A 12,563-nucleotide genomic window follows, 5' to 3' on the forward strand; every position below is an offset into this window, starting at 1 on the left:
GTCATCGTGCCAGGGCGGTGATCCACTCCGTCTCCCCCGTGCGGGGGAGACGATCCCCCCGTGCGGGGGAGGAGCGGGGCGGGCGGCGGCGGCCACGCTGAAGCCATGAACAGCATCGACATCCGAGACCTGACCAAGGCCTACGGCGCCACCCGCGCCGTGGACCACCTCACCTTCACGGTGCGCCCGGGGACCGTCACCGGATTCCTCGGTCCCAACGGCGCCGGCAAGTCCACCACCATGCGCCTGGTCCTCGGGCTGGACCGCCCCACCTCGGGGACCGCCACCATCGGCGGGCGCCCGTACACCTCGTTCGCCGAGCCGCTGCGCGAGGTCGGCGCGTTGCTCGACGCCCAGGCCGCGCACGGTGCGCGCACCGCACGGGACCACCTCCTCGCGCTCGCCGTCAGCAACCGCCTGCCGGTCCGGCGCGTGGCCGAGGTGATGGAGGAGACCGGCATCGCCCCGGTCGCCCGCCACCGGATCCGGACCTTCTCACTCGGCATGCGCCAGCGCCTCGGAATGGCCGCGGCACTCCTCGGCGACCCGGGCGTGCTGATGCTGGACGAGCCGACGAACGGCCTCGATCCCGAGGGGATCGTATGGATGCGCGAGCTGACGCGCCGGCTGGCCCGGGAGGGCCGCACGGTGCTGGTCTCCAGCCACCTCATGTCCGAGACCGCCGCCATGGCCGGCCACCTCGTCGTGCTGGGCCGTGGGCGGCTGCTCGCCGACATGCCGATGAGGGAGTTCATCGACGCCCGCAGCGCGCCCCGGGCCCGCGTCCGCACCACCGATCCGGAGCGGCTCCGCGCGGTCCTGCGGCGCGAGGGCCACCCGCTGACCGCCGCCGGAGAGGGGCGCTGGTCGGTGGAGGGGATACGTGCCGAGGAACTCGGCGCCCTGGCCGCCCGAGAGGGGATCGGCGTCCTCGAACTCGCCGACGAGCGGGCCTCCCTGGAGCAGGCGTATCTCGACCTCACCGCCACGGAGACCCGGTTCGCCTCGTCGTCCCCCGCCCGTTCCACCCAGGAGGTCTGATCCATGAGCACCGCGAACCCTGCCGTCCGTCCGGTCCTGCACTCGGAGTGGATCAAGATACGCTCCGTCCGCGCCGTGGTGTGGTGCCTGCTGGGCATCGTGCCGGCCGCGGTCGCCATCAGTGTCCTGGCCGGCGCCACCGCCGGTGAGGAGGGAGCGGACGCACTCGGATCCGACCGCCTGGCAGGCGCCTTCTTCGGGCTCAACTTCGGGCAGATAGCGGCCATCGCCTTCGGTGCCACCGCCGTCGCGGGGGAGTATCACCAGGGGGCCTTGCGCGTGTCCCTGAGCGCGGTGCCGGACCGCACCCGGTTCTTCCTCGGCAAGGTCACCGTGATCGGGGCGCTCGCACTGGTCGTGGGATGGGCCGCGGGACTCGTCTCGTTCCTCGCGGGGCAGGCCTTCATGGGGTCGGCGGCGCTGGGGCTCGGCGACCCGGGCGTTCCGCGGGCGGTGTTCGGCAGCGGCTGCTACCTCGCCCTGATGGCGCTGTTCGCGGCCGGGCTCGCCGCGCTGCTGCGCAGCGGGGGCGCGGTGCTGGGCCTCCTCATACCCTTCGTGCTGATCGTCTCGTTCGTCGTCGGGGACACGGTGGGCGGAGTCGCCCGGTACCTCCCCGACCGGGCCGGGCAGGCGGTGCTGCACCAGGACACGGCGGGCGGTCTCGGTCCGTGGAGCGGAGTCGCCGTCACGGCCCTGTGGGCCGGGGCCGCGTTGGCCGCCGGGTGGCTGGCCGTGCGCCGCAGGGACGCCTGACGCCGGGCCAGTTGTCAGTGGGGGCAGCTTTACTGACGGTATGACCACGGCACATCAGCTGGAGACCATCGACCGGATGCGGAGGCTCGCCTTCCCGGCCGGTGCGGGACGGGAGGACGGCATCCGGAGCGGGCCGGGGTACCACCTCGCCGAGCTGGGCGAAGCCCGCTGGGAGGCGGACGAGGACGCCGCGCTGCGGGCGGGCCGCGACGAACAGGTCGCGGCGGAGTACGGGGCACTCGTGGCGGCCCTGAGTACGCGCTGGGGGGACCCGCAGCAGGTGGGCCTGGGCGCGAGACTGGACCGGATGGTCCTGACCGGGGACATGCCGGAACCCTGGTCCGAGCTGTGCGGGCTCACCGACCACGTCCACCTCTGGTGGGTGGAGGAACGCTGGATCGTCGTGTGCGCGGCGCGTTGGGGGGAGGACCAGCCGTGGCTCCTGGTCGCGGCGGTCACCGAGGTGGACCTGCCGTAGCGGCGGGGAGACCGCCGGCCAAGGGGGAAATCCAGGGGGCCGGTCAGGCGAGGGGCTCGGTCTCCGCGGCCGCGCGGAGGCGGGCGTACTCCTCCGCCATGGACTCCGCGGTCCAGTGGGCGTTGAGGCCGCTGGGGTTGGGCAGGGCCCAGATGCGGGTGGAGCCGATGGTGCGCTCCTGCGGGCCGATCTGCGCGCGGCGCTCGCCGAAGGCCGTGCGGTAGGCGGTGACGCCGACGACCGCCAGCCACTGGGGGCGGAGCTCCTCCACCTTGGCGGTCAGGATCCGTCCGCCCTCGCGGAACTCCTCGGCGCTCAGCTCGTCGGCCCGCGCGGTGGCCCGGGCCACGACGTTGGTGATGCCCAGCCGGTAGGTGAGCAGTTCGTCCTGCTCGGCGGGGGCGAGGCGGCGGGGGGTGAAGCCCGACAGGTGGAGCACCGGCCAGAAGCGGTTGCCCGGGCGGGCGAAGTGGTGGCCGGTGGCGGCCGAGAGCAGGCCTGGGTTGATGCCGCAGAACAGCACGCGCAGACCGCCCGCGACCACGTCCGGGAGGACGCGGTCACGGGCGGCGGCCAGCTCTTCGGGGGTCAGAGGATCGACCCCGGCGCGTAGGCGGCTGCCTCCGGGTGCTGCTTGGCGATCTCCTCGATGCGGGAGACCACGGTGGCGACCTGGTCGCCGGCGGCACCGGTGAAGGACAGCTTGTCGGCCATCAGGGCGTCCAGCTGGGCGCGGTCCAGCGGGATGCGCTCGTCCGCGGCGAGCTTGTCCAGCAGCTCGTTGCGCTCGGCGCCCTGCTCGCGCATCGCCAGCGCGGAGGCCACGGCGTGCTCCTTGATGACCTCGTGCGCGACCTCGCGGCCGACACCGGCCCGCACCGCGCCCATCAGGACCTTGGTGGTGGCCAGGAAGGGGAGGTAGCGGTCCAGCTCGCGGGCCACGACGGCGGGGAAGGCGCCGAACTCGTCGAGCACCGTGAGGAAGGTCTCCATCAGGCCGTCCAGCGCGAAGAACGCGTCGGGCAGGGCCACGCGGCGGACCACGGAGCAGGAGACGTCGCCCTCGTTCCACTGGTCGCCCGCGAGCTCGCCGGTCATCGAGGCGTAACCGCGCAGGATGATCATGAAGCCGTTGACGCGCTCGCAGGAGCGGGTGTTCATCTTGTGCGGCATCGCCGACGAGCCGACCTGGCCCGGCTTGAAGCCCTCGGTCACCAGCTCGTGGCCGGCCATCAGCCGGATCGTCTTCGCGATCGAGGACGGGGCGGCGGCCAGCTGCACCAGCGCGGTGACCACGTCGTAGTCGAGGGAGCGGGGGTAGACCTGGCCCACGGAGGTGAAGGCGTGACCGAAGCCCAGGTGAGCGGCGATGCGCTGCTCCAGCTCGGCGAGCTTGGCGGTGTCGCCGCCGAGGAGGTCCAGCATGTCCTGTGCGGTGCCGACGGGGCCCTTGATGCCGCGCAGCGGGTACCGGCCGAGGAGGTCCTCGAGGCGGGCGTAGGCGACCAGCAGCTCGTCCGCCGCGGTGGCGAAGCGCTTGCCGAGGGTGGTGGCCTGCGCGGCGACGTTGTGGGAGCGGCCCGCCATCACGAGCTCGGCGTGCTCGCCGGCCAGCTTGCCCAGGCGGGTCAGCACGGCCACGGTGCGGTCGCGGACCAGTTCGAGGGAGAGGCGGATCTGGAGCTGCTCGACGTTCTCGGTGAGGTCGCGCGAGGTCATGCCCTTGTGGACGTGCTCGTGGCCGGCGAGGGCGTTGAACTCCTCGATGCGGGCCTTCACGTCGTGGCGGGTGACCTTCTCGCGCTCGGCGATGGAGGCGAGGTCGACCTGCTCCAGGACGCGCTCGTAATCGGCGAGGGCCGCGTCCGGCACCTCGATACCGAGGTCCTTCTGCGCACGCAGCACGGCGAGCCACAGCCGACGCTCCAGCGTCACCTTGTACTCGGGGGACCACAGGACGGCGAGCTCCGCGGAGGCGTAGCGGCCGGCCAGGACATTGGGGATGCGGGGCTTGGCTGTCACGTAAACGGATTCTACTGTCGGTTCGCGCAGGCCAGCGCCCCGCCCCCGGTTGTGGCTTGCTACGAGAGGGTGCACCCCGCACGCACCGGAAGCCGGGCCTCCGCCGCCGCGGGCCGCGCGGGTCCCGGTGTCGCCGCCCTAGCGGTGCCGGGCGTCGTACGGCAGCAGGTCGGGGCGCTTGGGCGGCAGCCCGTCGCCCGAGGAGCGGCCGCTGAGCCGCCTTCCGATCCAGGGCAGCAGGTGCTCGCGGGCGAAGCGCGCGTCGGCGGCGCGGCGCGCGGCCCAGCCCGGCGGCAGGGAGGGCGGCAGCTCGGTGCGCCAGTCCTCCTCCGGGGGCAGCCCCAGGGTCTGCCAGACCGCCTCGGCCACCCGCCGGTGGCCCTCGGAGGTCAGGTGGAGCCGGTCCACGTCCCACAGGCGCGGGTCGCCGAGCGCGGGTGCCCCGTACAGGTCGACCACGAGCGTGCCGTAGCGCGCCGACAGCTCCGCGATGAAGGCGAACAGCTCCTCCATGCGGGGCCGGAAGCGCTCCATCACCGGACCGTTGCGGCCGGGGGAGCGCATCAGCACCAGGCGGTCGCAGGAGGGGGCGAGCTTCCCGACGGCCTCCTCCAGGAGGCCCTTGACCCGGCCCATGTCGCACTTGGGCCGGAGCGTGTCGTTCAGCCCGCCCACCAGGGTGACGACGTCGGCCCGCATCGCGGCGGCGGCATCCACCTGCTCCTCGACGATCTGGCCGATGAGCTTCCCGCGCACGGCGAGGTTCGCGTACCGGAAGTCCGGTTCGCGGGCGGCCAGCCGCGCCGCCAGCAGATCGGCCCAGCCCCGGTACGTCCCGTCCGGCAGCCGGTCGGACATCCCCTCCGTGAAGGAGTCTCCGAGGGCGACGAAACTGGTGTACGAGGCATTCATTTCCATGGCGGTGCGATGTTACCGCGCGGTTCGGTCCGGCGCCCCCGAAACCCGGACCCCGAGGGGTCCCCGGGCTCCGGGGGCGCGGGCTCAGGCGGCCGGGGCGTTGCCGAACAGCTCCCGCAGCACGTCCTCCATGGTGACCAGGCCCGTGAGGGCCCCGTCGGCGCCGAGCACGGCCGCCAGGTGGGTCCGGCTGCGCCGCATGGCGGTCAGCACGTCGTCCAGCGGGGTGTCCGACCGCACCTGGGCGATCGGCCGCAGCGCCTGGGCGGGGAAGGCCCGGTCCCGCTCCGCGGCGTCCAGCGCGTCCTTGACGTGCAGGTACCCGAGGATCCGGCGCTGGTCGTCGATCACCGGGAAGCGGGAGTACCCGCTGGAGGCGGACAGCCGCTCCAGCTCCGCGGGGGTGATCCCCTCGTGTGCGGTCACCACCCGCTCCTCGGGCAGCACCACGTCGGTCACCGGGCGCCGGCCCAGCTCCAGCGCGTCGTGCAGGCGCTCGCTGGCCCGGCCGTCGATCAGTCCGGCCTCGCTGGAGTCCTTCACGATCCGGGCCAGCTCGTCGTCGGAGAAGGTCGCGGAGACCTCGTCCTTCGTCTCCACCCGCAGCAGCTTGAGCAGCGCGTTGGCGAAGGCGTTGATCGCGAAGATCACCGGCCTCAGCGCCCGGGTCAGGGTCACCAGCGGCGGACCGAGCAGCAGCGCGGTGCGCACCGGCTCCGCCAGCGCCATGTTCTTCGGCACCATCTCGCCGAAGAGCATGTGCAGGTAGGTGGCCAGGGCCAGGGCGACGACGAAGGAGATCGCGTGCGTCAGCCCGTCCGGCACCCCGAAGAAGTCGAACACCGGCGTCAGCAGGTGCTCGATGGCCGGCTCGGCGACGACACCCAGCACCAGGGTGCAGAGCGTGATGCCGAGCTGCGCGGCCGCCATCAGGGCCGACACGTGCTCCAGGCCCCACAGCACGCTGTGCGCACGCCGGTCGCCGCGCTCGGCGTAGGGCTCGATCTGGCTGCGCCGCACCGAGATCAGGGCGAACTCGGCGCCGACGAAGAAGGCGTTCACGACCAGCGTCAGGAAGCCGATCAGCAGCTGCACCGCGGTCATCGGTCCGTCCCCGTCCCTCGCTCGCCCTCGCCGGCGGAGCCGGCGACCGGGGCGTGCAGCAGCACGCGCGCCGCCCGCCTGCCGCTGGCGTCCACCACGTCCACCTTCCAGCCGTCCATCTCCAGGCTGTCGCCCACGGCCGGGATCCGGCCCAGCACGGTGGCTATCAGCCCGGCCAGCGTCTCGTACGGTCCCTCGGGGGCCCGGAGACCGATGCGCTCCAGCTGGTCGGTGCGGGCCGCGCCGTCGGCCGAGTACAGCCTGCGGCCGTTGGCGTCGGTGCCGGCCGGGGCCAGGTCGGGGGTCTCGTGCGGGTCGTGCTCGTCGCGGACCTCGCCGACGACCTCCTCCACGATGTCCTCCAGGGTGGCCACGCCGGCCGTGCCGCCGTACTCGTCGATCACCACGGCCATCGTCTGCCGGCCGGACAGCCGGTCCAGCAGCCGGTCCACGGTCAGCGACTCGGGCACCAGCAGCGGCTCGCGCAGCAGCTGGGACACCGGGTACCGGTGCCGCTGCTCGGCGGGCAGCGCCAGCACGTCCTTGATGTGCACCGTGCCGACCACCGTGTCGAGGCTGCCCCGGTACACGGGGAACCGCGACAGGCCGGTGGCCATGGTGGCGTTCGCCACGTCCTCCGCGGTGGTCTGCACGTCGAGCGCCGTCACCTGCACGCGCGGGGTCATCACGTTCTCCGCGGTCAGGTCGGCCAGGTTCAGCGTCCGCACGAACAGCTCGGCCGTGTCCTTCTCCAGCGCGCCCTCCTTCGCGGAGTGCCGCGCCAGTGCCACCAGCTCCTGCGGGGTGCGCGCGGAGGCCAGCTCCTCGGCCGGCTCCATGCCGAAGCGCCGTACCACGCGGTTCGCGGTGGAGTTGAGGTGCCCGATCAGCGGCTTGAAGGCCGCGCTGAAGACCCGCTGGGGCGTGGCCACGTGCCGGGCCACGTTCAGCGGCGAGGAGATCGCCCAGTTCTTGGGCACCAGCTCGCCCACGACCATCAGCACCACGGTCGACAGGGCGGTGCCGAGCACCAGCGCCACCGAGGAGGCCGTGGTCTCCGAGAGGCCCATGTCCTCGAAGGGGCCGCTCAGCAGCTTGGCGATCGACGGCTCGGACAGCATGCCGATGACCAGGTTGGTGACGGTGATGCCGAGCTGGGCGCCGGAGAGCTGGAAGGTGAGGCTGCGCACCGCCTTGAGCGCGCTCGCGGCCCCGCGGTCGCCGCGCTCGACCGCCCGCTCGAGCTCACTGCGCTCGACCGTGGTCAGCGAGAACTCCGCGGCCACGAAGGCGCCGCAGGCGACGCAGAGCAGCAGCGCCACGGCGAGCAGAAGCACTTCGGTCATCGGTTCACCTCCGTCCCATGATCAGCCAGGAGGAGGGGTATCGCGCGATGTCGGGTACTGGGAGGCTCGCCCATGGGCGGACGCTCACACCTTTCGAATGCCGGGGTGGTCCTTCGTACGGTCACCCCATAGTAAAGGACAGGCAAAGCGGCTCAGGCGGGCAGGGGCTTCACCCAGCGCGTCCACTGCTCCTCCGGCCCGTACCCGGCGGCCCGCCACGCGTGGTGCGCCCGCTCGTTCCGGTCCAGCACCATCGCGTCGCCGCGCCGCCCGCCGAGCGCGGTGAACCGCTCCTCCGCGGCCGCCAGCAGCGCGGTCCCGATGCCCTGCCGCCGGTGCCCCGGGTCCACCGCCAGGCGGTAGAGGTGGCAGCGCCACCCGTCGAAGCCCGCGATCACCGTCCCGACGAGCCGGCCGTCCCGCTCCGCGAGGAGCAGAGCCCCGGGGTCCCGCTCGACCAGCCGCGTCACGCCCGCGATGTCGTCACTGATGCTGGTGCCCTCGGCGGACGAGGCCCAGAAGGCGAGGACGGCCGCGAGGTCGCCGGCACCCGCCGGCCTGATGTGAAGATCATCCATGGCGGCATCCCACCACCCGCCCGCCGGCGGGTGCCACAGGTTTCCACCATGCGGGCAGCCGCCCGGGGGCGGCCGTCACTCGTGTGCGATGGCCGCCAGTACGTTCATCCGCGCCGCCCGCAGCGCCGGCAGCACCGCCGCCGCAAGCCCGACCACGACGGAGCCCACCAGCACCGCCACCATCACCGGCCACGGCACCGCCAGCGCCGTCATCCCCTCCAAGGCCAGCACCCGCTGCGCCGCCAGTCCCCACACCAGCCCCAGTCCGAGCCCCAGCACCGCGCCGAACACGGCGATCACCACCGACTCCAGGTGGATCATCCGCCGCAGCTGCCGCCGGGACAGCCCGATCGCCCGCAGCAGTCCGATCTCCCGGGTGCGCTCCACCACCGACAGGGCCAGGGTGTTCACCACCCCCAGCACGGCGATGACGATCGCCAGTGCCAGCAGCCCGTACACCAGCCGCAGCAGCACCGAGATCTGGCCCCGGATCAGCTCCTTGTAGTCCGCCTGGTCCCGCACCTGCACCTGCGGGTAGGCGTCGAGCGCCGCCTCCAGCCGCCCCCGCAGCACGTCCGGGGGCACCCCCTCCGCCGCGTTCACGTACAGGGCGGCGTCCTGCGCCCCCGGCGCGTACCGCTCCAGCGTGGCCATCCCCAGGAAGAGCCCGCCCGCCATCCCGGGCCCCCGGGGCGCGTCCAGATCGGTGAGCGCCGCCACCCGCAGCGAGGCCGTGCGCCCGCCCGGGAAGAGCGCCGGCAGCACCGCCCCGGTCCGCACCCCGTGCTCCCGCGCGAACTCCTCGTCCATACCCACCGCGCCGTCGGCCAGCGCCGCTGCGGTCGACCCCGAGAGGTACGGCACGTGCGCCACGTCGTCCAGCCGCGGGTCGTACCCGGAGGCCGTGGTCTCCACCCGCGCGCCGTCGGGCAGCGTCACCCGCAGCGCGGTGAACCGCTGCCGCACCACCAGGCCGACCCCGTCCACCCGCCGGACCGCGTCGGTGACCTCCTGGGGGAAGGGGCCGAAGTTGGCGCCCTGCAGCACGAAGTCCGCGCCCAGCGTCCGGTCGATCTGCCGGTCGAAGGAGGCGGCCATCGAGGCACTGGCCACCGACAGCCCGCCCACCAGCGCCAGCCCCACCATCAGTGCCGAGGCCGTCGCCCCGGTACGCCGCGGGTTGCGCAGGGCGTTGCGCTGCCCCAGCCGCCCGACCGGCCCGAACACCCGCGGGAACGCCCCGCCCAGCACCCGGATCACCGGCCGCACCAGCAGCGGCCCGCCCACCACCATGGCCACCAGCGTCAGCGCGATCCCCAGCCCCAGCAGCGACGCGGCCCGCCCCGTCGGCTCGGCGACCGCGCACCCGGCCAGCGCCGCCGCACCGGCCGCCCCCACCACCAGGGCCACCAGCCCGCGCACCCGCAGGGGCCGCCCCACGCCCGCCACCTCGGCATCCGACAGCGCGGCCATCGGCGAGACCGCGGCGGCCCGCCGGGCCGGCAGGTACGCCGCCACCACCGTCACCCCGAGCCCCACCACGTACGCCGAGACCGGCACGGCCGCGGTCACCGCCATCTCCGCGGCGCTCAGGTTCACCCCGGCCAGCCCGAGCAGCGCGATCAGCCCCGCCGCCAGCCCGATGCCGGTGGCCAGCCCCAGGGTCGAGCCCACCAGCCCCAGCAGCAGCGCCTCCGCGAGCACCGACCGCCGCACCTGCCGCCGGTCCGCGCCCAGCGCCCGCAGCAGGCCCAGCTCCCGGGTGCGCTGCGCGATCAGCATCGAGAAGGTGTTGACGATCAGGAAGATCCCGACCAGCACCGCGACCCCGGCGAAGCCCAGCATCACGTACTTGATCACGTCGAGGAACCCGCCCAGCCGCTGGGCGGCGTTCTTCGCCTGCTCGTCGGCGGTCCGCAGCTCGTACCCGGGGCCGACGGCCGCCGCGACCCGCGCCTTCAGCTCCCCGTCCGGCACCCCGGGCGCCGCGTCCACCGACAGCGAGGAGGCCCGGCCGGGACCGCCGAGCAGCCGCACCTGGGCGGTCGGGGTGTCCAGGAACACCAGCGCGGCACCGGGGTTGGTGGTCGTGAAGGTCACGATGCCGGTCACCCGGACCGGGAACGAACCGGGCCCGGCGAGCACGGTCAGCCGGTCCCCGATCCGCACCTTCCCCCTGTCCGCCGTGGTGCGGTCCAGCAGCGCCTCGCCCGGGCCGTGCGGCGCCCGGCCGGCGGTCAGCTCCACCGCCATGTGCTCGCGCGGCGACCAGTTCGAGACGATCGTGGGCGCGCCGTTCGTCGGGCCCACGGTCTCCCGCCGGGAGTCGACCACCGTGGCGTTGCGCGCCGCCGCGTCCACGTGCACCGCCGCGACGCCCGGCACGGCCGCGACCTCCGTCGCGAGTGAGGCGGGCAGGGTGCGGACGGCGCCGGACGGCATCCGCTCGGTGAGGTCCTCCAGCGGAGCCACCGTCACGTCGGCGGCGGTCGAGGCGAACAGCCGGTCGAAGGTACGCGTCACCGTGTCCGAGAAGATCAGGCTGCCGGTGACGAACGCGACCGAGAGCAGCACCGCCAGCGCCGACAGCAGCAGCCGTCCGCGGTGGGCGAGGAAGCTGCGCAGGGTCGCCTTGAGCACGCCTCAGTCCTCACCGTCGTACGGGCCGGACCCCTCCGGCACCGGCGGGGAGCCGGCCGGGGCCGGCGCCGCGGAACCCGCGTCCGTTCCCGGATGCTCCGGCAGCCGCCGCATCCGCTCCAGCACCGACGCGGCCGTCGGCTCCGCCAGCCGGTCCACGATCCGCCCGTCCGCCAGGAACAGCACCAGGTCCGCGTACCCGGCCGCCACCGGGTCGTGCGTCACCATCACCACCGTCTGCTCCAGCGAGTCGACCGCCTCGCGCAGGAACGCCAGCACCTCGGCGCCCGCCCGCGAGTCCAGGTTGCCCGTCGGCTCGTCGGCGAAGATCAGCTCCGGCCGTGAGGCGAGCGCCCGCGCGCAGGCCACCCGCTGCTGCTGACCGCCCGACAGCTGGCTCGGCCGGTGCCCCAGCCGCCCGCGCAGCCCCAGCGTGTCGACCACCCGGTCCAGCCACTCGCGGTCGGGCTTCCGGCCGGCGATGTCCATCGGCAGCGTGATGTTCTCCGCCGCGGTCAGGGTGGGCAGCAGGTTGAAGGACTGGAACATGAACCCGATCCGGTCCCGCCGCAGCCGGGTCAGCGCCCGGTCCTTCAGCCCGGTGATCTCCGTGTCGCCCAGCCACACCCGGCCCCCCGACACCGAGTCGAGCCCGGCCAGGCAGTGCATCAGCGTCGACTTGCCCGAGCCGCTCGGCCCCATCACCGCGGTGAACCGGCCCCGCTCGATGTCCACGTCGACCGCGTCCAGCGCGACCACGGCGGTCTCGCCCGACCCGTACGCCTTCGTCAGGTCCCTGGCCCGCGCCGCCGCTCCCCGTTCCGTCATCCGCCTACACCGGCGAGCGTCGGGCGGACCCGATCACGCAGTACGAGTCGGGGAAGGCCGGCCCCCGCTCCGGGATGCGCAGGCTCCGCTGCCGCACGATCCGGAAGCCGGCGGCCTCGATCGCGGCCAGCGGGTCGCGCGCGGTGTGGCAGCCCCCGCACAGCCGGGGCCACACCGTGCGGTCCAGCACCCGCTGGAACGCCGCCATGTTCGGGCCCGGCGCCAGCCCGTGCTCGAAGAACCGCAGCTCGCCCCCCGGCCGCAGCACCCGGTGGACCTCGGCCAGGGAGCGGGCCAGGTCCCGTACCGAACAGAGCACCAGGGACGCCACGGCACCGTCGAAGGCCTCGCTCTTGACCGGCAGGGCCTCCGCCACCCCGGGCACCACGTCCACCGGCACGTCGGCCCGCAGCGCGGTGCGCACCGCCAGCCGGCGCAGCGTGCGCTCCGGCTCGACGGCCACCACCTCGGAGACGGCCCGCGGGTAGTGCGAGAAGTTGCGGCCGTTGCCCGCGCCGATCTCGATCACCCGCCCGCTCAGCCCGTGGAGCAGTTCCTCGCGCAGCTCCGCCACGCCGGCCCGGGTGTCGGCCTGGACGCTCATCCGGGCGTAGAAGCGCGCGAACAGCGGGTGGTGCACGGGATCCTGCGGTACGCGGGTGCGGCGCAGCGGCATGGTGGGGCCTCCTCACGCGAGCGGTGGCGTACCCACAGTCTCCCCCCGCCACCGCCGGGCAAGCCCGCACGCCGCGGGGCGCGGCGGGAAACCGGCCGCCACCCGCCGCGGTCCGCGGGGCCCGCCGGGCGGCCGGACCCGGGGGTACGGGCCACCCGCCGCGCAGCCGAAGCCGC

General features: G+C 74.2%; 12 protein-coding genes. 3 read left to right on the plus strand and 9 right to left on the minus strand.

Features of this window, described 5'->3' with window-relative positions; genetic code table 11:
- Positions 1-105 precede the first annotated feature (105 nt).
- Genes ACIQUR_RS21675 through ACIQUR_RS21685 form a run of 3 tightly spaced genes read left to right on the plus strand, consistent with a single transcriptional unit; the run spans position 106 to position 2,275 of the window.
- Positions 106-1,041 carry an ABC transporter ATP-binding protein gene (locus ACIQUR_RS21675; protein ID WP_403666500.1) on the plus strand — a complete coding sequence of 312 codons (936 nt, stop codon included), beginning with the start codon at positions 106-108 and terminating at the stop codon, positions 1,039-1,041.
- Between the two features lie 3 nt (positions 1,042-1,044).
- Positions 1,045-1,797: an ABC transporter permease subunit gene (locus ACIQUR_RS21680; RefSeq protein WP_403666503.1), complete on the plus strand. Its 753-nt coding sequence runs from the start codon at positions 1,045-1,047 to the stop codon at positions 1,795-1,797.
- Between the two features lie 40 nt (positions 1,798-1,837).
- Entirely contained in the window at positions 1,838-2,275 is a 438-nt protein-coding gene (locus ACIQUR_RS21685; protein WP_403666505.1) for a hypothetical protein, read from the plus strand.
- A 43-nt stretch (positions 2,276-2,318) separates the two neighbouring features.
- Here the strand turns inward: ACIQUR_RS21685 and mug are convergent, their stop codons facing one another.
- The 9 genes from mug to ACIQUR_RS21730 form a co-directional block, all read right to left on the minus strand.
- On the minus strand, positions 2,319-2,867 hold the full coding sequence (mug, locus tag ACIQUR_RS21690) for a G/U mismatch-specific DNA glycosylase (protein WP_403667209.1): 549 nt from the start codon (positions 2,865-2,867) through the stop codon (positions 2,319-2,321).
- Positions 2,864-4,297 (minus strand): adenylosuccinate lyase, encoded by a 1,434-nt coding sequence (gene purB / locus ACIQUR_RS21695; protein WP_403666507.1) that lies wholly within the window; start codon positions 4,295-4,297, stop codon positions 2,864-2,866. The genes mug and purB overlap by 4 nt, the downstream gene beginning before the upstream one ends.
- Before the next feature lie 138 nt (positions 4,298-4,435).
- Positions 4,436-5,215 carry an SGNH/GDSL hydrolase family protein gene (locus ACIQUR_RS21700; protein WP_403666510.1) on the minus strand — a complete coding sequence of 260 codons (780 nt, stop codon included), beginning with the start codon at positions 5,213-5,215 and terminating at the stop codon, positions 4,436-4,438.
- A gap of 84 nt (positions 5,216-5,299) precedes the next feature.
- A complete protein-coding gene (locus ACIQUR_RS21705) occupies positions 5,300-6,319 on the minus strand; it encodes a hemolysin family protein (RefSeq protein WP_403666514.1) in 1,020 nt (339 codons plus the stop codon).
- The gene (locus tag ACIQUR_RS21710) at positions 6,316-7,665 is read right to left on the minus strand and encodes a hemolysin family protein (RefSeq protein WP_403666517.1); all 1,350 of its coding nucleotides are present in this window, start codon (positions 7,663-7,665) and stop codon (positions 6,316-6,318) included. Before ACIQUR_RS21710 ends, ACIQUR_RS21705 begins: the two co-directional genes overlap by 4 nt.
- A 152-nt stretch (positions 7,666-7,817) precedes the next feature.
- Entirely contained in the window at positions 7,818-8,243 is a 426-nt protein-coding gene (locus ACIQUR_RS21715; RefSeq protein WP_403666520.1) for a GNAT family N-acetyltransferase, read from the minus strand.
- Positions 8,244-8,318: 75 nt separating this feature from the next.
- Positions 8,319-10,883, minus strand: coding sequence for an FtsX-like permease family protein (locus ACIQUR_RS21720; RefSeq protein WP_403666522.1), 2,565 nt, complete (start codon positions 10,881-10,883; stop codon positions 8,319-8,321).
- A gap of 3 nt (positions 10,884-10,886) precedes the next feature.
- Entirely contained in the window at positions 10,887-11,711 is an 825-nt protein-coding gene (locus tag ACIQUR_RS21725; RefSeq protein WP_403666525.1) for an ABC transporter ATP-binding protein, read from the minus strand.
- A 4-nt stretch (positions 11,712-11,715) separates the two neighbouring features.
- Positions 11,716-12,387, minus strand: coding sequence for a class I SAM-dependent methyltransferase (locus ACIQUR_RS21730; RefSeq protein WP_403666528.1), 672 nt, complete (start codon positions 12,385-12,387; stop codon positions 11,716-11,718).
- Between the last annotated feature and the right edge of the window lie 176 nt (positions 12,388-12,563).

The sequence above is a fragment of the Streptomyces sp. NPDC101132 genome (assembly GCF_044759225.1).
In the GTDB taxonomy this organism is placed as follows: Bacteria; Actinomycetota; Actinomycetes; order Streptomycetales; family Streptomycetaceae; genus Streptomyces.

Bases quoted from the DNA above. Each gene is read 5' to 3' on its own strand.
- ACIQUR_RS21675 (WP_403666500.1), top strand. From the start codon at position 106: ATGAACAGCATCGACATCCGAGACCTGACCAAGGCCTACGGCGCCACC.
- ACIQUR_RS21680 (WP_403666503.1), top strand. From the start codon at position 1,045: ATGAGCACCGCGAACCCTGCCGTCCGTCCGGTCCTGCACTCGGAGTGG.
- ACIQUR_RS21685 (WP_403666505.1), top strand. From the start codon at position 1,838: ATGACCACGGCACATCAGCTGGAGACCATCGACCGGATGCGGAGGCTC.
- ACIQUR_RS21700 (WP_403666510.1), bottom strand. From the start codon at position 5,215: ATGGAAATGAATGCCTCGTACACCAGTTTCGTCGCCCTCGGAGACTCC.
- ACIQUR_RS21705 (WP_403666514.1), bottom strand. From the start codon at position 6,319: ATGACCGCGGTGCAGCTGCTGATCGGCTTCCTGACGCTGGTCGTGAAC.
- ACIQUR_RS21710 (WP_403666517.1), bottom strand. From the start codon at position 7,665: ATGACCGAAGTGCTTCTGCTCGCCGTGGCGCTGCTGCTCTGCGTCGCC.
- ACIQUR_RS21715 (WP_403666520.1), bottom strand. From the start codon at position 8,243: ATGGATGATCTTCACATCAGGCCGGCGGGTGCCGGCGACCTCGCGGCC.
- ACIQUR_RS21725 (WP_403666525.1), bottom strand. From the start codon at position 11,711: ATGACGGAACGGGGAGCGGCGGCGCGGGCCAGGGACCTGACGAAGGCG.
- ACIQUR_RS21730 (WP_403666528.1), bottom strand. From the start codon at position 12,387: ATGCCGCTGCGCCGCACCCGCGTACCGCAGGATCCCGTGCACCACCCG.